The sequence below is a fragment of the Rhodobium orientis genome (assembly GCF_003258835.1).
GTDB lineage: Bacteria > Pseudomonadota > Alphaproteobacteria > Rhizobiales > Rhodobiaceae > Rhodobium > Rhodobium orientis.
Window position 1 is genome coordinate 36,105 of the sequence record NZ_NPEV01000013.1, and the last position, 21,104, is coordinate 57,208.

The 21,104-nt window shown below is 67.3% G+C and carries 16 protein-coding genes; 13 read left to right on the forward strand and 3 right to left on the reverse strand.

Annotated elements, in window-relative coordinates; genetic code table 11:
- Positions 1-4: 4 nt before the first annotated feature.
- A complete protein-coding gene (locus tag CH339_RS08420; RefSeq protein ID WP_111433902.1) occupies positions 5-1,171 on the reverse strand; it encodes an aq_1923 C-terminal domain in 1,167 nt (388 codons plus the stop codon).
- Between the two features lie 303 nt (positions 1,172-1,474).
- Between CH339_RS08420 and speD the strand changes: the two genes are divergently transcribed.
- From speD to CH339_RS08450, 6 genes are all read left to right on the forward strand, one after another.
- Positions 1,475-1,981, forward strand: a complete 507-nt coding sequence (speD, locus tag CH339_RS08425; protein WP_111433903.1) for an adenosylmethionine decarboxylase — start codon at positions 1,475-1,477, stop codon at positions 1,979-1,981.
- Positions 1,978-2,853: a polyamine aminopropyltransferase gene (gene speE, locus CH339_RS08430; RefSeq protein WP_111433904.1), complete on the forward strand. Its 876-nt coding sequence runs from the start codon at positions 1,978-1,980 to the stop codon at positions 2,851-2,853. The genes speD and speE overlap by 4 nt, the downstream gene beginning before the upstream one ends.
- A gap of 186 nt (positions 2,854-3,039) precedes the next feature.
- On the forward strand, positions 3,040-4,296 hold the full coding sequence (locus tag CH339_RS08435; protein ID WP_111433905.1) for a 6-phosphofructokinase: 1,257 nt from the start codon (positions 3,040-3,042) through the stop codon (positions 4,294-4,296).
- A 178-nt stretch (positions 4,297-4,474) separates the two neighbouring features.
- Positions 4,475-6,082, forward strand: a complete 1,608-nt coding sequence (locus CH339_RS08440) for an EAL domain-containing protein (RefSeq protein ID WP_111433906.1) — start codon at positions 4,475-4,477, stop codon at positions 6,080-6,082.
- Positions 6,083-6,479: 397 nt separating this feature from the next.
- Complete coding sequence (gene ilvD / locus CH339_RS08445) at positions 6,480-8,204, forward strand: dihydroxy-acid dehydratase (protein ID WP_111433907.1); 1,725 nt, start codon at positions 6,480-6,482, stop codon at positions 8,202-8,204.
- Positions 8,191-9,024, forward strand: coding sequence for a tetratricopeptide repeat protein (locus CH339_RS08450; protein ID WP_111433908.1), 834 nt, complete (start codon positions 8,191-8,193; stop codon positions 9,022-9,024). The genes ilvD and CH339_RS08450 overlap by 14 nt, the downstream gene beginning before the upstream one ends.
- A 493-nt stretch (positions 9,025-9,517) precedes the next feature.
- Here the strand turns inward: CH339_RS08450 and xth are convergent, their stop codons facing one another.
- Entirely contained in the window at positions 9,518-10,303 is a 786-nt protein-coding gene (gene xth, locus CH339_RS08460) for an exodeoxyribonuclease III (protein ID WP_111433909.1), read from the reverse strand.
- Entirely contained in the window at positions 10,300-10,635 is a 336-nt protein-coding gene (gene erpA / locus CH339_RS08465; RefSeq protein WP_184443272.1) for an iron-sulfur cluster insertion protein ErpA, read from the reverse strand. The genes xth and erpA overlap by 4 nt, the downstream gene beginning before the upstream one ends.
- Positions 10,636-10,795: 160 nt before the next feature.
- Between erpA and CH339_RS08470 the strand changes: the two genes are divergently transcribed.
- The 7 genes from CH339_RS08470 (at position 10,796) to CH339_RS08500 (ending at position 21,088) form a co-directional block, all read left to right on the forward strand.
- Positions 10,796-12,004, forward strand: coding sequence for a deoxyguanosinetriphosphate triphosphohydrolase (locus CH339_RS08470; RefSeq protein ID WP_111433911.1), 1,209 nt, complete (start codon positions 10,796-10,798; stop codon positions 12,002-12,004).
- Positions 12,005-12,054: 50 nt separating this feature from the next.
- Positions 12,055-13,815, forward strand: a complete 1,761-nt coding sequence (argS, locus tag CH339_RS08475; protein WP_111433912.1) for an arginine--tRNA ligase — start codon at positions 12,055-12,057, stop codon at positions 13,813-13,815.
- 63 nt (positions 13,816-13,878) lie between these two features.
- Positions 13,879-17,403, forward strand: a complete 3,525-nt coding sequence (locus CH339_RS08480) for an SPOR domain-containing protein (RefSeq protein WP_111433913.1) — start codon at positions 13,879-13,881, stop codon at positions 17,401-17,403.
- Between the two features lie 59 nt (positions 17,404-17,462).
- Complete coding sequence (gene nagZ, locus CH339_RS08485; RefSeq protein ID WP_111433914.1) at positions 17,463-18,488, forward strand: beta-N-acetylhexosaminidase; 1,026 nt, start codon at positions 17,463-17,465, stop codon at positions 18,486-18,488.
- Positions 18,488-19,327 carry a segregation and condensation protein A gene (locus tag CH339_RS08490; protein ID WP_111433915.1) on the forward strand — a complete coding sequence of 280 codons (840 nt, stop codon included), beginning with the start codon at positions 18,488-18,490 and terminating at the stop codon, positions 19,325-19,327. The genes nagZ and CH339_RS08490 overlap by 1 nt, the downstream gene beginning before the upstream one ends.
- Before the next feature lie 25 nt (positions 19,328-19,352).
- Entirely contained in the window at positions 19,353-19,991 is a 639-nt protein-coding gene (scpB, locus tag CH339_RS08495; RefSeq protein WP_111433916.1) for an SMC-Scp complex subunit ScpB, read from the forward strand.
- A 5-nt stretch (positions 19,992-19,996) separates the two neighbouring features.
- Entirely contained in the window at positions 19,997-21,088 is a 1,092-nt protein-coding gene (locus CH339_RS08500) for an ABC transporter ATP-binding protein (protein ID WP_111433917.1), read from the forward strand.
- The last annotated feature ends 16 nt before the right edge of the window (positions 21,089-21,104 follow it).

Here is a 21,104-nt window from a genome sequence, read left to right on the forward strand (position 1 = left end):
GGCCTTACGGGTTGCTGACCTCAACGGCGAGCACCGACGGCAGCGCCTGCGGCGCCATCATCAGCCCGAAGATCTGCGCAAAGGTGACCGGCTGGGGCGGCTTTGCCTCGATCAGGATCGAGCCCTGCTGGCGCAGGAAGGTGCCGGCCGCCGAAGCGACCTGTTCCTCGAATTGCTTGTTCTGCAGGAAGCGCAGCATCATCGGCAGGCCGGCGGCCAGTTGCTCGGCCACCTCGTCGGCGCTGGCGCCGCCCATTTCCTTGCCCTGTGCCGCAAGCGCCCGCTTGGTGACGCTGTCGTCGTCGAAGCGGATCGCGAGGTTCTGCACCGAGACGGCCTGCAGGGCACCCATCTGCTGCTGGGCGTTGCCGCCGGAATTGAGCTGCGCCAGGACCGCCGGTGTCAGGCCGCCGAAGCCGCCGGTGATCGTCAGCGTGCCGACATCCGTGCCGGAAACCTTGATCTCCTTGATCGTCGCTTCGCCGGAACCAGGGTCATAGGCGCCGGCGGAACTGAACGAGAAGGTGACGGTATCGTAGCCGAAGCGGTCGAAGGCCTTCTTGCCTTCCTCGTCGAGGGCATCCTTGGAAACGACGATGTCGCTAACCTTCATGGAGCCGGAGGACGGGACGCCGTCGATCTCCTCGCCGACCTCGACCTCGATCGCCCCGACCGGGATGGTGACGCCGTTCTCGGTCGTGAACTTGGCATCCGCCAGGAGGACGCGATCGAAGCTCGGGTTCGGTTCTTCGTCACCGGCGGCCTTCACCGCCTCGGCGCTGGGTATGACGGCGCCTTCGGTAATTCCGTTGGCAATCGTCAGCTTGGAGCCGTCGTCCTTGCTGAGGGCGACGTCGTCCATGGCGATCGACTCGGCCTTGACGCTGCCGTCCTCGACGGTCGCGTCCTTGATGACCAGGCTGCCTATGCTCACCTCTTGCTTGCTGCCGGCCTTGTTGCTGGTGACCTTCAGATCGCTGATCTCGGTCTGGCTCTCGTCGCCGGAAACGCTGCCGGCTTCGATGCTCTTGGCGCCGCCGGCTTCAAGCGACGCGAACAGCGCGTCCGCGACGGGATTGCCGGTGGGCTCGAAGCCATAGCTCGCCGGGGCGCCGACCACCAGGGCGACGAAGGCGAGGGCCGCTACGCCCGGTGATTTGAAAAACGTCATGTGGTTTCTCCGATAAAGGCGACCCCCGTGCCCCTTTTCCGGTCGCGCGCGATCTCCAAACGGTGCGTCGTCGGCCGGCGGCGGACAGTGTGCGTGACCGGGCCGGGCACGGCAACCCGTTCCGCCCAACTTCGTAAGTATTTTTCTTTAGAAGGCTTCACGGCTTTGCGAGCGGCGAAAAATACTTGACGAATCCGCACGTTTTGCAGGGTTCACATGTTGAATGTGACGGCCAATCAGCCTATATCCGCGGCTCTCCGGAAAACATCCCGGGTACATCTACTGGCAGGTCAGGAGGACGCGATGTCAAACGCCGCCCTCTTCCCGCTGGGGATGGACTTGGACGCTCCAAGCATCGCCCAAAAGGAAGATCACGACACCCACCCCAAAGGCGTTGCGCCCGAGGAGCAATTCAATCCGCACGGGCAAGGGCTCGACCGGAAAGACCACTTCATCGAGAAGAACGGCATTCGCTGCGCCGGCTCGCACCTGATCATCGACGTTCACGGTGCCGAGCACCTCGACGATTGCGGGCATATCGAAAAGACCCTGGTCGAGTGCGTCGAGGCCGCCGGCGCGACGCTGCTGCACATCCATCTGCATCGCTTCGAGCCGAACGGCGTCTCCGGCGTTGCCGTCCTCGCCGAAAGCCATATCTCGGTCCATTCCTGGCCGGAGAATGGCTATGCGGCGTTCGACGTCTTCATGTGCGGCGATGCCATGCCGGAGCGCTGCGTGGAGGTCATCCGGTCCGCCTTCAAGCCGGACCGTATCGTCGTCAGCGAAATCCTGAGGGGGCGGGGGGCTTGACCGGGCGGCGCTGGTTTTCCGAAACGCTGCACAACGGCCTCCGGTTCTCGCTCGAAGCGTCCGACGTCCTCTACGAGGAAAAGACCGAGCACCAGCACCTGGCGCTGATCGAGAACGCCGCCTACGGCCGCGTGTTGATGCTCGACGAGGTGGTGCAGGTCACCGCCCGCGACGAGTTCGTCTACCACGAGATGATGGCCCACGTGCCGATCCTCGCCCATGGCGCGGCGCGCGAGGTCCTGATCGTCGGCGGCGGCGACTGCGGCATGGCCGAGGAGGCGTTGAAGCACAAGGGCGTGGAGCGGCTCACCCAGGTCGAGATCGACGCCTCGGTGGTGGAGTTCTCGCGCGAGCATTTTTCAAGCTTCAACGCGCCCGTCTTCGACGATCCGCGCTTTGACCTGGTGATCGCCGACGGCATGAAGTTCGTTGCCGAGACCGACCGGCTCTTCGATGCCATCCTGATCGACTCCACCGACCCGATCGGGCCGGGCGAGGTGCTTTTCAGTGCCGAATTCTATGCCGGCTGCAAGCGCTGCCTGAAGCCGGGCGGCGTGCTCGTCACCCAGAACGGCGTGCCGTTCCTGCAGGGCGGCGAACTGGTCTCCAGCATCGGGCATTTCTCAAAGCTCTTTGCCGATGCCAGCGCCTATGTGGTGGCGGTGCCGACCTATATCGGCGGCCACATGGCGCTCGGCTGGGCGAGCGACGACAAGGCATTGCGGACCGTTCCGCTGGAGACCCTCCAGGAGCGCTTCCAGGCTGCCGCGATCGAGACCCGTTACTATACGCCGGAGGTGCACCGGGCGGCCTTCGCCCTGCCGCGCTATATCGGCGACCTCGTTGAAAAGGGCCGCAGCGGGAACGCCTGACGGTCCGTTGCCAGCGATGATTGCGGGAGTGCCGGGGAAACGCCCGGCGCTCCCGTTCGTTTTTGTGCGGCGTTGCGGCAATGTCACTGCGCCGCAGCGAAAGGCGGCTAAAATTACCGCCACGATCCTGTATAAGCGGGCCGGGCAAGTCCTGCTGCAATCCATTTGAAAAGGGGAAAACGGTCTATGGCAAAGAACGCATTCTACGCGCAGTCGGGCGGCGTCACCTCGGTCATCAACGCCTCGGCCTGCGGCGTCATCGAGACCGCGCGCGCCAATGCCGGCAAGATCGGCACCGTCTATGCCGGCCGCAACGGCATCATCGGCGCGCTGACGGAGGACCTGATCGACACCTCCAAGGAGTCCGACGCCGACATCGCCGCCCTGCGCCACACGCCGGCCGGCGCCTTCGGCTCCTGCCGCTACAAGATGAAAAGCCTTGAGGACAACCGGCGCGAATACGAGCGCCTGATCGAGGTCTTCAAGGCCCACGACATCGGCTATTTCTTCTACAATGGCGGCGGCGATTCCGCCGACACCTGCCACAAGGTCTCGCAGATCTCCGAATCCCTCGGCTTCCCGATCCAGGCCATCCACGTCCCCAAGACCGTGGACAACGACCTGCCGATCACCGACAACTGCCCGGGCTTCGGCTCCGTCGCCAAATACATCGCCGTCTCCACCCGCGAGGCCTCGTTCGACGTCAACTCCATGGCGCTGACCTCCACCAAGGTGTTCGTGCTTGAGGTGATGGGCCGCCATGCCGGCTGGATCGCGGCCGCCGGTGGCCTTGCCGCCGATGCCGACAACGACATCCCGGTCATCATCATCTTCCCCGAAGTGCCGTTCGAGCAGGAGAAGTTCCTTGCCGCCGTCAAGGCCAAGGTGGACTCGCACGGCTACTGCACTGTCGTCGTCTCCGAGGGCGCCCACTGGCAGGACGGCACCTTCCTGGCCGACCAGGGCACCCGCGATGCCTTCGGCCATGCCCAGCTCGGCGGCGCCGCGCCGGTCGTCGCCAACATGGTCAAGGACGCCCACGGCTACAAGTTCCACTGGGCGGTCGCCGACTACCTGCAGCGCGCGGCCCGGCACCTGGCCTCCAAGACCGATGTCGACCAGGCCTATGCGCTCGGCAAGGCGGGCGTGGAAATGGCGCTCGCCGGCGAGAACGCGATCATGCCGACGGTGGTGCGCACCTCCGACGCTCCCTATGCCTGGGAGATCGGCAAGGCACCGCTCGCGGATGTGGCCAACGTTGAAAAGATGATGCCGAAGGAGTTCATCTCCGAGGACGGCTTCGGCATTACCGAGGCCTGCCGCACATACCTGCTGCCGCTGATCGGCGGCGAGGACTATCCGCCCTACAAGGACGGCATGCCGGTCTTCGTCACGCTGAAGAACGTGGCGGTCGACAAGAAGCTGCCGGAATTCAAGATGTAGCGACAGACCCGGTGGCCTGACGGTTCGACGGGGCGGCGTTGCCTGGGCAGCGCCGCCCCGTCTGCGTTTTCGGCAAGGGGGGACCGCGAGCGGTATTCGATTAACCCTGTTCAGCAGTCATTTACCCAAAAAAGGCAAACTGTCGCCGTCGAAACCCGTGCACGCGGACAGTGTTCCCTTGTTAGCCCGCAGCCTCCCTTTCCTCCGTGCGTTCCTGACGGCGCTGCTGCTGGCGATCGGGCCGTTCCTGCTCGCCCGCTTCATCCTGCAGAGCCACGCCGAGCGCCGCGGCATGGAGGAGCTGCACGGCGCGGCCCTGCGCTATGTGCACCGGGCCGACCGGGTCATCTCCGAGGCGACGCAGGCGCTCCACCTGCTGCACGACAGGAAGCAGACCGACTGTTCCCCGCAATCCCGGGAAGGATTCATCGAGGTTGCCCGCGGTTCCGGCTTCATCGATTCGGTTGGTATGGTCGACGAGAAGGGCCTTGCCATGTGCCTGGAGCCGAAAGGGCGCCTGGCGGCGGCGACGTTGCTGCCGCCCTACCGCAAGTCGGCCTCGTCGATTGCCATGGGCATTGTCGGCGACGCCAAGGGCGAGAACGCCGCCGTCATCGGCTGGGCGCTGAAGGACGGGCGCCGGCTGGTCGCCCGGCTCGCTCCCCAGGTCCTCGACATCGACCCCGGGCCGGAGAACCTTCGCGACCATATGCACGCGGTGGTTCGGCTGAAGGACGGGACGATCTGGCTGGAGGAGGGCAAGTCGCTGCGCGACGAGGGCGGCGACTGGCTGGAAGCGACCCGGACCTCCCGCCACTTTCCCGTCAGCGTCAGTCTCTCGGCGCCCTGGAGCGCGGCCTGGGAGCCGATCCAGCCGCTCAACGTTCTGGTCACCGCCTGTTCCATCGCCTTCGGCCTCATCATCATGATCGTGTCACTGCGCATGGCGATGGTCGCCTCCCGCAACGACTCGAGCGAATTCCTGGAGGCGATCGTCAAGCAGGAGTTCGTGCCCTACTACCAGCCCGTCGTCGACATCGAGACCGGGCACCTGCGCGGCTGCGAGGTGCTGGCGCGCTGGGCCAAGCCCGACGGCACCATCGGCTATCCGGGTTCGTTCATGCCGTTCGCCGAGACCAGCGGCCATATCATCGAGATCACCCGCCAGCTCATGCGCAAGACCCGGGACGAGCTGGGGCCGCTTTACGAGAGCCGCCCGGAACTGAAGGTCTCCATCAACCTGTCGGCCATCCACTTCAAGGACAGGCGGACCATCGAGGATATCGAGGAAATCTTCGGCGACGGCCCGATCAGCTATCGCCAGCTCGTCTTCGAGGTCACCGAGCGCCAGCCGCTGGCCGACATGGACAAGGCCCGCAAGATCATCGCCGAGATGCACGCCCTCGGCCTGCGCATCGCGCTCGACGACGTCGGCACCGGCCACAGCGGGCTCGCCTACCTGCAGATGCTCGGCGTCGATATCGTCAAGATCGACAAGATGTTCATCGACACGCTGCTGACCGACGAAAATGCGGACGCCATCGTCGACAAGCTCGTCCAGCTCGCCGCCAACCTGCACATGGGCATTATTGCCGAGGGCGTCGAGCACGCCGAGCAGGTCGACCGCCTGCGCGAGCTCGGCGTCACGGCCGCGCAAGGGTTTCTGTTCGCCCCGGCGCTTCCCGGCAAGGTCTATATCGATCTCGCCAAGGCGATGGCGCCGCCGCCGAAACGTCTCGCGTCCGATGATGAAGCCGAGGTGCCGGGGCTCGAGGCGAGCGCCTGAGGCGCCCCGCGCGACAACGGGCCCCCGCTCCGCACGACGTCGCAAAAAGACAACGCCACGGCACCGGTTTTCGCACGTACGGTAAACGCTTCCGATGCCGCAAACAGAGGGCCCGCGACGCCCCGGAATAGTCTCCGGGACGCGAATGTGTCGTTGATGCAACACACAGCCTTTGATCGATCGACTATACCCGGCGGGGCGAGAATATGCCGCCGTTCGGCCACAAAGTGGGACGAGGAAGTCTCCCATGCGACGTTCCCGGAGAGGGGACCGTCTGATCGGTCCGAGCGGCGGACAAAAGGAGGCACGGCGCCTGCGCATTTCGAGGATTTTGACGCAGTAGGCCGCGCTCCCGGACCCGACAACCGCAACCGCACGACCGATAGGGATTTGAGAGATGGACGCCAAGGTTTTTGACAAGTCGCGACTGCCGAGCCGCCATGTGACCGAAGGGCCGCAGCGGGCGCCGCATCGCTCCTATTACTACGCCATGGGCCTTGGTCCGGACCAGATCAACCAGCCCTTCGTCGGCGTCGCCTCGTGCTGGAACGAGGCCGCGCCGTGCAACATTTCGCTGATGCGCCAGGCCCAGGCGGTCAAGAAGGGCGTCGCCGCGGCCCACGGCACGCCGCGCGAGTTCTGCACCATCACCGTCACCGACGGCATCGCCATGGGCCACCAGGGCATGAAGGCCTCGCTGACGAGCCGCGAGGTCATCGCCGACTCCGTCGAGCTGACCATTCGCGGCCACTGCTACGACGCCCTCGTCGGCATGGCCGGCTGCGATAAGTCCCTGCCGGGCATGATGATGGCCATGTGCCGTCTCAACGTGCCCTCGATCTTCATCTATGGCGGCACCATCCTGCCGGGCACCTACCGCGGCAAGGACGTCACCGTGGTCGACGTCTTCGAGGCCGTCGGCCTGCACTCGGTCGGCCGCATGAGCGACAGCGACCTTGAGGAGCTGGAGCAGGTCGCCTGTCCGTCCGCCGGCTCTTGCGGCGGCCAGTTCACCGCCAACACCATGGCCACCGTCTCCGAGGCGATCGGCCTGGCGCTGCCCTATTCGGCCGGCGCACCGGCGCCCTACGAGATCCGCGACCGCTTCTGCATGGCCGCCGGCGAGCAGGTGATGCAGCTCATCGCCCACAACATCCGCCCGCGCGACATCGTCACCCGCGAGGCGCTGGAGAATGCCGCAACCGTCGTCGCCGCCTCGGGCGGCTCGACCAACGCGGCCCTGCACCTGCCGGCGATCGCCCATGAATGCGGCATCGACTTCGACCTCTTCGAGGTCGCCGAGATCTTCAAGAAGACCCCCTATATCGCCGACCTGAAGCCGGGCGGCAAATACGTCGCCAAGGACATGTTCGAGGCCGGCGGCATCCCGATGCTGATGAAGACGCTGCTCGACAATGGCTTCCTGCACGGCGACTGCCTGACCGTCACCGGCCGCTCGATCGCGGAGAACCTGGAAAAGGTCGCGTGGAACGAGCACCAGGACGTGATCTATCAGGCCAGCACCCCGATCAAGCCGACCGGCGGTGTCGTCGGCCTCAAGGGCAACCTCGCCACCGACGGCGCGATCGTGAAGGTCGCGGGCATGCAGAACCTCAAGTTCTCCGGCCCGGCGCGCTGCTTCGATTCCGAGGAAGAGTGCTTCGAGGCCGTGTCCAACCGCCAGTACGAGGAGGGCGACGTCCTCGTCATCCGCTACGAGGGGCCGCGCGGCGGTCCCGGCATGCGCGAAATGCTGTCGACCACGGCCGCGCTCTACGGCCAGGGCATGGGCGACAAGGTCGCGCTGATCACCGACGGCCGGTTCTCCGGCGCCACCCGCGGCTTCTGCATCGGCCATGTCGGCCCGGAAGCGGCGGTCGGCGGCCCGATCGGCCTCCTGAAGGACGGCGACATCATCGAAATCGACGCCATCGAGGGCCGGCTCGATGTCAAGCTCGACGACGCGGAACTCGAAAAGCGGCGCGCCGAATGGCAGCCGCGCGAGACCATGTACACCACCGGCACGTTGTGGAAATACGCCCAGACCGTGGGGCCCGCCTACAAGGGCGCGGTCACCCATCCGGGCGGAGCTGTGGAAAAAATCTGCTATGCGGACCAGTAGTGCGTCACGGCTCCCGGCGGCAGTCGCCGCCGGAGCCGTTGCGGCCAGTCTCCTGACGGCGGCCGTTCCGGCCCTTGCCTTCGACGGTACGACGGCGGTGGCGCCGTCCGACCGCTCGCCGGTCGAGGCGTTCCGGACCGGCGCGCGCGCCTACTACGCCGGCGACAAGGACGCCGCCGTGGATGCGCTCAGCTTTGCCGCCGACAAGGGACATCCGCTGGCGCAATGGAAGCTCGGACGGATGTATGCCGCAGGCGACGGTGTCGCCGAGGACGACATGAAGGCGTTCGAGTATTTCCGCAGCATCGCCAACGCCCACGCAGACGAGGCGCCGTCCTCTCCGGACGCGCCGTTTGTCGCCAACGCCTTCGTGGAGCTCGGCTCCTACTATCTGAGCGGCATCAAGGATTCCGCCATCGAGCCGAATGCCCGCCGCGCCCGGGAGATCTTCTCCTATGCGGCGTCCTATTTCGGCGACGCCAACGCCCAGTTCCAGTTGGCCCGCATGTATCTGGACGGCAGCGGCGGCAAGCGCGACGGCCGCCAGGCCGCCCGCTGGCTGCAGCTCGCCGCCAAGAAGGGCCATTACCAGGCACAGGCGCTGCTCGGAAAGCTGCTGGTCGATGGCGAGGTTGTGCCCCAGCGCCCGACCGCGGGCCTCACCTGGCTGACCATCGCGCGCCACCAGGCGGTGCTGCCGAAGGACCAGTGGATCCTCGACAGCCAGGAGGCCGCCTTTGCCGCGGCCACGGAGACCCAGCGCCGCAAGGCCTCGAGCCGCGCGGAGAGCTGGATCGCGACCTACGCCTCGGCGCAGTAGGCGCCGGACACGGCGCACCGTCGTTGTAAGTTCCGATGAGTACGCTACGTTTCGTTAGCCGTTGTCCTATCCTGCCGGATCGATCCGTCGACGCGGCGGATTTCCTCCCCGTCCGCCAGGTCGGGCCAACGGCGCCTCGCTCACCTGAAGATGCCACCCGCCGGGTCGTCCGGGCGTGGCGGCAAGCGGGCAGCCTTTTTCAAGGAAGTGCCAGGACGTGTTGTTGAGCACCATCTCGCAGCGCGCCAGGCGCTCGCCCTCGGGCGTCTTCAGGCAGACGGTGCTGCCGAGTTGATAGGACTGGCCCTGGTAGCGGCAGGAGCAGGGCACCTTCGGGCCGGCGGCGAACGCCGGCGCGCCCGGAGCCGCAACGGCAGGGGCCGCAAGGAAGGCAGCAATCGTGAGTGCGCGCGTTATCCCATCGCGGCCAGTGTAGCACGCGGTGCGTGTTTCTGCGAATAGCCGGCGGCAGGCGCGCGGTCCGGGGCCGGACTCAGGTGAGTTCGATGCGCACCGGCACATGGTCCGACGGCTTTTCCCAGCCGCGCACGTGTTTTTCGATGGTGACGCCCGAAAGCCGATCGGCCGCCTGGGGCGACAGCATCAGATGGTCGATGCGGATGCCGTTGTTCTTCTGCCAGGCGCCGGCCTGGTAATCCCAGAAGGTGTAGAGCCCGTCGGCATCGCTTGAAGCACGCAGGGCATCCGTCATGCCGAGATTGGCGAGCCGGCGAAATGCGCCCCGCGATTCGGGGCGATAGAGCGCATCGCCGACCCATTCGTCGGGATGCCTGGCGTCCTCGGGCATCGGGATGACGTTGTAGTCGCCGGCAAGGATGAGCGGTTCTTCCAGCGCCAGCCGGTCGCGGGCGAACGCCTCCAGCCGCTCCATCCAGGAGAGCTTGTAGGGGAACTTGTCCGAATCAACCGGGTTGCCGTTCGGCAGATAGAGGCAGCAGACCCGCAGCGCACCGCCCTCGACCGAGACGACGGCCTCCAGGAACCGGGCCTGTTCGTCGCCGTCGTCGCCCGGCAGCCGCGGCGTCGCCTCGTCGATTGGCAGAAGCGACAGGATCGCGACGCCGTTGAACCCCTTCTGGCCGTGGGTGACGACGTTGTAGCCGAGATCCTCGATCCTCGCCTTCGGGAAGTTTTCGTCGACCGACTTGATCTCCTGCAGGCAGGCAATGTCGGGCTTCGATTCCTCAAGCCATGTCAGCAGGTTGTCGATGCGTGCCTTGATTCCGTTGACGTTCCAGGTCGCGACCGAGACCGTCATATGGAAAAGCTCGTGCCGCAGCCGCAGGAGGCAGTGGCATGCGGGTTCTTGATCTGGAACGACTGGCCCATCAAATCGTCGACGAAGTCGATCTCCGAGCCTTCCAGGAACTGCAGGGAGACCGGGTCGATGACGACGGTGGCGTCGGCCTTCTCGATGACGATGTCGTCGCTGGCGCGTTCGCGCACCAGGTCGTATTTGTACTGGAAGCCGGAACAGCCGCCGCCCTCGACACTGACCCTCAGCATCGTGCCGGCGTCTTCCGCGGCAAGGATCTTGGCGATGCGCGTGGCGGCGCGCTCTGTTACGACAACGTCTGAAGTGGCGGTCATGGCGATCTCGCTCGTGGCTGGGCGGTGCGGGTCCGGCGCATCGATGCCGGGGCGTCACCTTGTGTTCGTCGTTGCCAAATAGTTATGAACGACGGCGGGTGAGTCAATTGCGCGGTCGCCGCCAGGACGCGGCCATCGCCGGAATCGGGGGACAGGGAAGGTGCCGCGTTATTCTCCGCCACCGCGCGCGCCGATTGCCGCGGACCCCAACGCCAGCCGCGGCCGCCTCTTTCCCGAGCCGGCCAGCAGCAGCCGCACGGCCTTCCAGCGCGACCGCGACCGGGTCATCCATTCCGCCGCGTTCAGGCGCCTGAAGCACAAGACCCAGGTTTTCGTCTATCACGAGGACGATCACTTCCGCACGCGGCTGACGCACTCCATCGAAGTCGCCCAGATCGCCCGCTCGCTGGCGAGGACCCTCGGCCTCGACGAGGACCTCGCCGAGGCGCTGGCGCTTGCCCACGACCTCGGCCATACGCCCTTCGGCCATGAGGGAGAGGAGAGGCTCGATGACTGCATGGCCGACTATGGCGGTTTCGACCACAATGCCCAGTCGCTGAGGATCGTCACCCGGCTGGAGCAGCGCTACGCCGATTTCGACGGGTTGAACCTCACCTGGGAGACCCTGGAAGGCCTCGTCAAGCACAACGGCCCGCTGACGGACCGGGAGGGCACGCCCGTCGGCCGCTATGCCGGACGCCCGCTGCCCCACGCCATCCGCTCCTATGTGCCGCTGAACGATCTCATGCTGTGGTCCTGGCCGTCGGCGGAAGCGCAGATTGCCGCCATTGCCGACGACATCGCCTACAACGCCCACGACATCGACGACGGCCTGAGAGCCGATCTCTTCACCGCCGCGGACCTTCTGGATGTGCCGCTGGTCGGTCCGACGCTTGCCGATCTCAACCGCGCCTATCCGGGGCTGGAGCGCTCGCGCCTCATCCACGAGACGGTACGGCGCCTGATCGGAACCTTCGTGCGCGACGTTGCCGAAGAGGTGCGCATGCGGGTGGCGCGCTCCAAGGTCGATACGCCCGAGGCGGTGCGCCTCCTCGACCATCCGCTCGTCGCCTTTTCCGAGCGCATCGCGGGCCCGGAGCGTGCGATCAAGAAATTCCTCTTTGAGTGCATGTACCGCCACCCCTCGGTGATGGAGGCGCGGGCCAAGGCCGGAAAGGTCGCGCGCGACCTCTTTGCGGCGTTCTTTGCCGATCCGGACCTGATGCCGGAGGAATGGCACCAGGGGCTGGAAGGCGCGACGCGGGACAAGGTGGCCCGCCGGGTCTGCGATTACATTGCCGGGATGACGGACCGCTACGCCTGGCGCGAGCACGAGCGGCTGTTTGACGATACCCCGGAATTGCGATAGGTGCCGGCCCCGGGCGCGCGCCGCGCCGGAAAGAAGCAGAAAAGCGGACCATGGACATCTTCAAAGACTTCGCGTCGCGCATCAAGAAAATTATTGAAGCATCTGATATCAAAACAAAAGACGGTGGCGAACTCGATCTGGCCAACGTCGTCGTCGAGCCGCCGCGCGACCCCGCCCATGGCGATCTGGCCTCCAATGCGGCCCTGGTGCTGGCAAAGCCGGCAGGTCAGAAGCCGCGCGACATCGCCGACGCGCTCGCCGCCCGGCTCGGCGAGGATGCGGACGTTGCCGCCGTCGAGATCGCCGGTCCCGGCTTCATCAATATCCGCCTGGAGCCCGGCTTCTGGGCACGCCACCTCAAGAAGGTCATCGGCGCCGGCAGCGCCTACGGCAAGGGCGCCATCGAGACCGACGAAAAGGTCAACATCGAATACGTCTCGGCCAATCCGACCGGGCCGATGCATGTCGGCCATTGCCGCGGCGCCGTCGTTGGCGACGCGCTCGCCAACCTCCTGGAATATGCTGGCTACGACGTCGGCCGCGAGTACTACATCAACGATGCCGGCGTGCAGGTCGACGTCCTCGCCCGCTCCGCCTACCTGCGCTACAAGGAGGCGATCGGCGAGGAGATCGGCGCGATCCCGGAAGGGCTTTATCCCGGCGACTACCTGATGCCGGTCGGCCAGGCCATCGCCGAGGCCCATGGCGACAGCCTTCTCGGCCTTGAGGAGGCCGAATGGCTGCCGGTAGTCCGCGAGACGACCATCTCCATGATGATGGCGATGATCCGCGAGGATCTGAAAGCGCTCAACGTCACGCACGACACCTTCTTTTCCGAACGCTCGCTGGTCTCCGGCGACCGCGACCGGGTTGCCGAGGCGATCGAGGCGCTGAAAGAGCAGGGCCTCATCTATGTCGGCACCCTGCCGCCGCCCAAGGGCCAGCTTCCCGACGACTGGGAGGACCGCGAGCAGACGCTGTTCCGCTCCACCGACTTCGGCGACGATATCGATCGTGCGCTCCTGAAGTCCGACGGCAGCTACACCTATTTCGCCTCCGACATCGCCTACCACTACGACAAGTTCCTGCGCGGCTTCACCACCCAGATCGACGTCTGGGGCGCCGACCATGGCGGCTACGTCAAGCGCATGCAGGCGGCGGTGAAGGCGGTGACCGGCGGCAAGGCGGCGCTCGACGTCAAGCTCTGCCAGCTCGTCAAGCTCTACCGGGCCGGCGAGCCGGTGCGCATGTCGAAGCGCTCTGGCGACTTCATCACCTTGCGCGACGTCGTCGAGGAAGTCGGCCGCGATGCGGTGCGCTTCATGATGCTCTACCGCAAGAACGACGCACCGCTCGATTTCGACTTCCAGAAGGTCACCGAGCAGTCGCGCGACAACCCGGTGTTCTACGTGCAATACGCCCATGCCCGCTGCGCCTCGGTGTTCCGCCAGGCAGCGAACGAGCTGCCGGGCCTGGACCTCACGCCGGCCGCGTTGGAGGCCGCGCCGCTGGACCTCTTGACCGACGAGGGCGAAATCGCTCTCATTGCAAAGATCGCCGAATGGCCGCGCCTCGTTGAGGCGGCAGCCCTGGCACACGAGCCGCACCGGGTCGCGTTTTACCTTTACGACCTGGCGAGTGCGCTCCATGCCCAGTGGAACAGAGGCAAGGATTTGCCTCAATTACGCTTTATTAACGTTGAAGATCGACAGTCATCCTTAGCCAGACTTGCCCTCGTTCACAGTGTTCAGGCGGTCATTCAAGCGGGCCTGGCTATTCTGGGCGCCAGCGCGCCGGATGAAATGCGTTAAGACACGGTGGTCTGATCGGCGAGGGATCATGCGTGTCGTATTCAGCGTGGGAACTCTGCCGAAATGTCCAAAGAAGCCAAGAAATTCGGGGCCGGCTACGAGCGCGACGCGCCGGATGATCGGACCTATGAGGAAGATCCGCTGGTCGAACTGGCGCGGATCGTCAGCGGCGGTCCGCTCTATCCGCGGCGCCGGGAAACCGAGCCCGAAGAGGCCGCGCCGAGCGAGGACCTGTCGGACGGCAAGGGGCCGGAAGAGGACGCGCCGGAGGTAGAAGCGGTAACGCCCCCCGTCGGCACGCCGCAGGACCCGGGCCGCGCGCCGGAAGACGACGTCTTCGCCGGTGATCCGACCGCCGATCTGGAGCGCGAGCTTCTGGCCGAGTTCGAGGCGAGCTTTGCGCCGCCCGAGCCGGAGCCCGATTCACCTGAAGAACGTCAGGCCGCCCCGGATATCGAGGCGGCCGGGTACGAGCCGGAGCCGGATGAGGACGACGGGCCCTACGCCGATGTCGGCGCCGAGGCTTCCGTTGAATCCGGCGAAGTGCTCCCGGATACTTATGACGAACGCGACGTTGAACCGTCGCTGGAGGCCGACGAGGCCGAGGACCGGATTGCCGGCTATCCGCTCGATGCTGCCGTCTCCGATCCGGTCGCGTCGCGAGACGACATTCCCGAAGATACCGCACCGGAAATCGAACTCCCGGCCGAGAACGAGAGCCCGGCCGCCGCGCTCGAGGCACCCGAGGTCTTCCCCGAGCCGAATGCGGCCGAACCGGAAACGGCCGAAACGAACGATGTCCGGGTCGCGCCGGAGCCTGCCGAGCCCGAAGCCGCCGAGCCGGAGACCACGGAGCCCGAACGCCCCGAACCGCTCGACCTCGCCAGCCAGCTCAGCGCCATTCTCGGCTCCCGCGTGACGCCGACGACGGCCCGGCCGGTGGCCAGCCGGGACGAGCCATCCGCGCCGGCGATCGAAGGCGGGTCGGCCTCGCTGCTGGCGCGCATGCGCCGCGGCTTTGAGGAGCCTGCGCCGCGCAAGGAGCCGGTCGTCCACGAAGAGCCGGCCGCCGAAGACGACGCGCCGGCCGTGGAGGCCTTCGACGAGCCGGAGATCGATGCCGCTCCGCCGGTCGAGACAACGTCCCTCGACGAGGAGCCGGCCGAGACGACAGCCCCTCCGATCGACCTCGATGACCTGGAAGGCGCACTTGCCGCCGCCGTCGGCGAGGCGATCGCCAACGATCCGGAGATATCAAAGCCGCGCTTTGAGCCGTCGTTCGAGGACGAGGCCCCGGCCGATCTCGACCTGACGCCGTTGCCGGAAATTCCGGATGCTACCGTCGAAGAGCCTGCCGTCGAAGAACCTGTTGCCGAAGACCCGGGCATAGACGAGCCCGAAGCCGACGACGCGCCCGAGGTGATCACCGAGGCCCCGTCGGCGGACGACGACGTCGCCTGGCGGGGTCCCGACCTCAGGGCCGACAGCCGTTATGCGGACGATGACGACAGCGCGGCCTATGCCGACGATGGCCGGATCGAGCCCGGCCTCGACGCCGAGGTTCCGGCCGACGAGGGCATCGGCGACGACGGCAATATCGATGCCGTGGAAGCCGCGCTCTTCCCGGAAGTCACCGCCGGCGAGCCCTACCGCATCGACGAACGTTACGCGCCGGAAGAGGATGCGGAGGCGCCGGAAGCCCCGGACCTGACGGAAACGACGGACGAGCCTGGGGAAGGCGACGCCTATCCGGAGATTTACGCCGAAGCGCCCCGCGACGGCGCGGCCTATGAGGGCTCCTACGACGCCGACGGCTCTCCGCTTGCAGCGGAGGGTCGCGAGGGCGTTTACGAGCCTGCCATCTATGCCGAGACGGGCTCCGAAGACGAAACCGACTATCCCGCTGAGGGGTACGCCGAGGTCGAAGGCTACGAGGACGGCGAAGACGACAGCCGCGAATTCGTGCCGCGGGAATACCGGTCCGACGCCTACGATCCGGCCTTTGACGATGCCGCGCTCGAGCCGCCGCGGGTCGCGGTCGATCTCGACGAGGCCTATGGCGCGCCCGTCGCCGCCGGCTACGAGGCCGAGCACTACGACGAGACCTATCACGCCGAGGCCGGCTACGCGCCGGACGGCGATTATGCCGATACCGACGACATCGCGCTGGCGGCCGAGGAGGCCGCGCCGCAATATTCCGGCGACGACCACCAGTTGCCGCCGCACACCGAAGAGGAGCTCGAAGCGAGCCCGGCCGACGGCGAACGCGGCCGCGGCATGATGGTCGCTGCCGTCGTCGGCGGCATCGTCGTGCTCGGCCTTGCCGGCTTCCTCGGCTACCGCTTCCTGGCCGGCGAAGAGGCAAGCGGCCCGCCGCCGATGATCTACGCCGATACCGGCGAGGTGAAGGTCAAGCCGGAAGAGCCGCAGGGCACGGGCGAGCCGGAACGTTCCAAGTTGATCTACGACCGTGTCGGCGGCTCCGGAGAGCCGGGTGAGGAACGCCTGATCGTGCGCACCGAGGAGCCGGTCGACCCGCTGGCCGCCGAGGGTGAGACCGGCGTGCCGGAGGCCGAGGCCCGCGGCGCGGTGCCGCGGCGTGTGCGGACCGTTGTGGTCCGTCCGGACGGCACCATCGTCGACCAGTCCGACGACGCGGCGCCCGCTGCGGCGGCGCCCGTGGAAACCGTGCGCATCCGCCCGACCACCGACGACATCGGCGCGACCGCGGATGAAGCGGCCGCCGATGCCGGGGAAGGCGCCGACACGGCCGAGGCCACGGACGCCGATCTCCTTGCCGGCAACGCCGACACGCCGGAATTCTCCGGCGAGGCCGACGTGCCGCGTCCGAAGCCCGGCACCGAGCTTGCCGCGCTCGACACCGACGAGGCAGCGCCTGCCGAGGCGACCGACGACGCCGAGGCGAGCGGTCCTGCGGCGGATGAAGAACCCGTGGCATCCGAGGCGGAGGAAACCCCGGCGGCGACCGATGACACGTCCTCGGAGACTGACGTCGCAAGCCGCGAGCCGGAGCCGCGCCAGGTCCAGACCGAGGCACCGGCAAGCCGGCCGGCGACCCCCGCCGTGCCGCGCAATGCCCGGCTGCCGGAGGCCCGTCCGTCGACGGCCGATTCGCCGGTCTCGCCGACCGCCCGCCGGGTCACCACCCAGCCGGTGCGCACGCAAGGGCGGGACATCCCGCCGACGAATCGCGGCCAGACCGGTCCGCTCGACCTGACTGCGGCCGCAAGGGGCCCGGCCGTGACGCCGCCGCCGTCGGCGCCGCCGAGCAATGCCGCCGAGGCGGCTGCGGCAACGCCCGCCACGGCAGCACCGCCGGCCGGCACCTACAGCGTCCAGGTCTCCTCGCAGCGCAGCGAGGCCCAGGCCCAGGAAGCCTACAAGTCGCTGCAGAGCCGCTATCCGCAGCTTTTCAACAACCAGAACGCCATGATCCTGCGCGCCGACCTTGGCGACAAGGGCACCTATTACCGCGTGCGGGTCGGGCCGATGGAGCGGGGCGCGGCGGACAACTTCTGTTCCAACCTGAAGAGCGCCGGAGGCGACTGTTTCATCCGGCGCAACTGACGGATATCGCCGTAGCAAAGCGTCTTGACCCGGCCGATCCCTGCGGATAAGGCCGGGTCATGACTGTTTCCCACAAGGCCTTCATCTGCGGCGTTTCCGGGCTCGTCCTCGGCGACGCCGAACGCGACTTCCTGGAAGCCGAGCGGCCCTGGGGCCTGATCCTGTTTTCCAGGAACCTTTCCGATCCCGAACAGATCCTCGGCCTCGTCGCCGCCTTCTGCGACGCCGTCGGCACGGCCGACGCGCCCGTCTTCATCGACCAGGAGGGCGGCCGGGTGCAGCGCCTGAAGCCGCCGCTCGCGCCGATCTATCCGCCGGGCCGGCGTTATGGCGAGATCTATGCGGCGGACCCGGCAAGGGGCAAGCGAGCAGCGTTCCTCGGCGCCAGGCTGATGGCCGGCGACCTGGCCGACCTCGGCATCACCGCCGACTGCCTGCCGGTGCTCGACGTTCCCGTCGCCGGCGCCCACGACGTCATCGGCGACCGCGCCTACGCAACCGATCCGCAAACGGTTGCGGCGCTTGGCCGGGCCGCCGCCGAAGGACTGATGTCGGAGGGCGTCCTGCCGGTCATCAAGCACATTCCCGGCCATGGCCGCGGCACCGCCGACAGCCACCTGTCGCTGCCGACGGTCGAGACGCCGCTGGAAGATTTGGCGGCCCACGACTTCCCGCCGTTCCGGGCGCTCGCCGACCTGCCCGTCGCCATGACCGCCCATGTGGTCTACAGCGCGCTCGATCCGGCGAACCCGGCGACGGTCTCGCCGCTTATCGTTGCCGACATCATCCGCGGCGACCTCGGCTTTTCCGGCCTCTTGATGAGCGACGACGTCTCCATGAAGGCGCTTGGCGGCACCATCGCGGAGCGCTGCGAGGGGCTGTTTGCCGCCGGTTGCGATCTTGCCCTACACTGCAACGGCGATCTGGACGAGATGCAGGCCGTCGCCGCGGCAAGCCCGCTGCTGGAAGGCGCGGCCAGGGCGCGGGCCGACCGGGCGATGGCGCTGGTCGGCAGGCGCATTGCCGGCGATCCTGTGGCCGAGCGGGCGGAGTTCATGGAATTGATGGCGGACGGGACGACCTGATGGGCGTCGGCGAGGAGGAAGACGCGGCCTGGGGCGCTGAGCCGGAACGCTCGGCCGCGGACCCGACCCTGCTCGTCGATGTGGACGGCTTTGAGGGCCCGCTCGGCCTTCTGCTGGAACTCGCCCGCACCCAGAAGGTGGACCTGACCAAGATCTCGATCCTGGCGCTGTCGGAGCAGTATCTGCGCTTCATCGAGGAGGCGCGCCGGCTGCGCCTGGAGATCGCCGCCGACTATCTGGTGATGGCGGCCTGGCTGGCCTATCTGAAATCGAAGCTGTTGCTGCCGGCCGGCGACGATCCGGAGGAGCCGAGCGCGGAGGAAATGGCCGCAGCGCTCGCCTTCCGGCTCAGGCGCCTGGAGGCGATGCGCGATGCCGCCGCCCGCCTGATGAACCGCGACCGGCTCGGCCGCGACGTCTTTGCCCGCGGCATGCCGGAGGCGCTCGACACGGTCCGCCGCACCGAATACGAGGCCGACCTCTACGAGCTCCTGTCGGCCTATGCGATCCAGCGCCAGCGCACTTGCGTGCGCCGCGTCTCGGTGCGCCAGCGCGATGTCTGGTCGCTGGAGGAGGCCCGCCAGGTGCTCGCCCGCCTCGTCGGCATGGCCGACGACTGGACCTCCCTGCAGGAATACCTGGTCGCCTATCTGGCACGGCCGGAAGAACGGGCGACAGCGATCGCCAGCACCTTTTCGGCAAGTCTGGAAATGGTCCGCGAGGGCAAGGTGGAACTGCGCCAGGCGGACGCCTTCGCGCCGCTCTATGTGCGCCGGCGCCAGACGCCGCGGCAGGGCGACGAGCCGGGCGCCGACACGCCCGGAAAGGGCAAGCCATGATCGCGCGGGCGGCGAGGGGACCGGCATGAACAACGTCACCAGCCTTTCTCCGGAAGACCGGCGCCAGCATCTGCGCATGCTGGAAGCGCTGCTCTTTGCCAGCGCAGAGCCGCTGTCGGAGGCGTTCATGGCCGAACGGCTGCCCTCCGATGTCGACGTCGGCTCGCTGCTGCGCGAATTGCAGTCGGCCTATGCCGGGCGCGGCGTCAATCTCGTCCGGGTGGCGGAGAAATGGGCGTTCCGGACCGCCGAGGACCTGTCCTTCCTGCTTGCCCCGGAGGCGGTCGAGCCGCGCAGGCTCTCCCGTGCTGCGCTGGAGACCCTTGCCGTCGTCGCCTATCACCAGCCGGTGACCCGCGCCGAAATCGAAGAGATCCGCGGCGTTTCCATGTCGAAGGGCGTCCTCGACGTGCTCCTCGAGACGGGCTGGATACGCATGCGCGGCCGCCGCCGCTCGCCCGGCCGGCCGGTCACCTACGGCACGACGGAAGCCTTCCTCGACCATTTCGGCCTGGAAGCGGTCGGCGACCTTCCGGGCCTGGAGGAGTTGAAGGGCGCCGGCCTCCTCGATATCAATGTTCCCGCCGACCTCGCCATTCCGGTGCCGTCCGACAGCGCCGACCTGCGGGGCGACGAGGATCCCCTCGACGAGGACGAAAGGTAAGCGGCTTGGCCCTATCCGCAGAGCGAGAAGGCGAGGACACCGGTGCCTCCGGCCGCCTCGTCTTTGAGAACATCACCCACCACTATGACAGCGTCGCCAGCGTGGAAGACGTCTCGCTGGAGGTCGAGCCGGGCGAGGTGCTGTGCCTCCTCGGCCAGTCCGGCAGCGGCAAGACGACCCTGTTGCGGATCGCCGCCGGCATCGAGCGCCAGAGCGCCGGCCGGGTCGTCGTCAACGGCGGGGAGGTCGCCGGCCCCGACGTCTTCCTGCCGCCGGAGCGCCGCGGCGTCGGGCTGATGTTCCAGGACTATGCCCTGTTCCCGCATCTGACCATTGTGAAAAACGTGATGTTCGGCCTGACCGACCTGCCGAAGGCAGAGGCCGAAAAGGTCGCCCGCGAGGCGCTGATGGCCGTCGGCCTTGCCGCCTATGCCGACGATTATCCGCACGCCCTTTCCGGCGGCGAGCAGCAGCGCGTGGCGCTTGCCCGGGCGATGGCGCCGAACCCGAGCGTGCTTTTGATGGACGAGCCGTTCTCCGGCCTCGACCGGCGCCTGCGCGAGGACGTGCGCGAGAACGCGTTGACGGCGGTGGAGCGGACCGGGGCGACCTGCATCGTCGTCACCCACGATCCGGAAGAGGCGATGCGCATGGGCGACCGCATCGCGCTGCTGCGCCGCGGCCGCATCGTCCAGGTCGGAACGCCGGAGGATCTCTATCGGCGTCCGGCGGATCTTTTCGTTGCCCGCTTCTTCTCCGATCTCAACGAAATTCCCGGCCGCGTCACCGGCGGCGAGGTCGAAACGCCGATCGGCGGGGCGCCCGTGCCGGGATTTTCCGAAGGCGAGGCGGTTGTCGTCGGCCTCAGGCCGCACGATATCAGGGTGACGCGGGGATCGGACCGGCTGGCGCTCGACAGGACTCCCGGCCGCGTGTTGCGGCGGCGGTTCCTCGGCGAGGTCGACCTGCTCGACATCGCGGTGCGCGGGCTGGATCGGCCGCTTTCGGTGCGCCGGCACGGATCCGACCTTGCGGCCGGAGAGCATGTGGTCGTCGGCTTCGACGCCGCCGCGGCGCTGGTTTTCGCCGCCGAATAACGAGGGTAATCCGGCA

Coding starts and splice junctions, on each gene's coding strand:
- CH339_RS08420 (WP_111433902.1), bottom strand. CDS start 1,171: ATGACGTTTTTCAAATCACCGGGCGTAGCGGCCCTCGCCTTCGTCGCC.
- speD (WP_111433903.1), top strand. CDS start 1,475: ATGTCAAACGCCGCCCTCTTCCCGCTGGGGATGGACTTGGACGCTCCA.
- CH339_RS08435 (WP_111433905.1), top strand. CDS start 3,040: ATGGCAAAGAACGCATTCTACGCGCAGTCGGGCGGCGTCACCTCGGTC.
- ilvD (WP_111433907.1), top strand. CDS start 6,480: ATGGACGCCAAGGTTTTTGACAAGTCGCGACTGCCGAGCCGCCATGTG.
- CH339_RS08450 (WP_111433908.1), top strand. CDS start 8,191: ATGCGGACCAGTAGTGCGTCACGGCTCCCGGCGGCAGTCGCCGCCGGA.
- xth (WP_111433909.1), bottom strand. CDS start 10,303: ATGACGGTCTCGGTCGCGACCTGGAACGTCAACGGAATCAAGGCACGC.
- erpA (WP_184443272.1), bottom strand. CDS start 10,635: ATGACCGCCACTTCAGACGTTGTCGTAACAGAGCGCGCCGCCACGCGC.
- argS (WP_111433912.1), top strand. CDS start 12,055: ATGGACATCTTCAAAGACTTCGCGTCGCGCATCAAGAAAATTATTGAA.
- CH339_RS08480 (WP_111433913.1), top strand. CDS start 13,879: ATGTCCAAAGAAGCCAAGAAATTCGGGGCCGGCTACGAGCGCGACGCG.
- nagZ (WP_111433914.1), top strand. CDS start 17,463: ATGACTGTTTCCCACAAGGCCTTCATCTGCGGCGTTTCCGGGCTCGTC.
- CH339_RS08490 (WP_111433915.1), top strand. CDS start 18,488: ATGGGCGTCGGCGAGGAGGAAGACGCGGCCTGGGGCGCTGAGCCGGAA.
- scpB (WP_111433916.1), top strand. CDS start 19,353: ATGAACAACGTCACCAGCCTTTCTCCGGAAGACCGGCGCCAGCATCTG.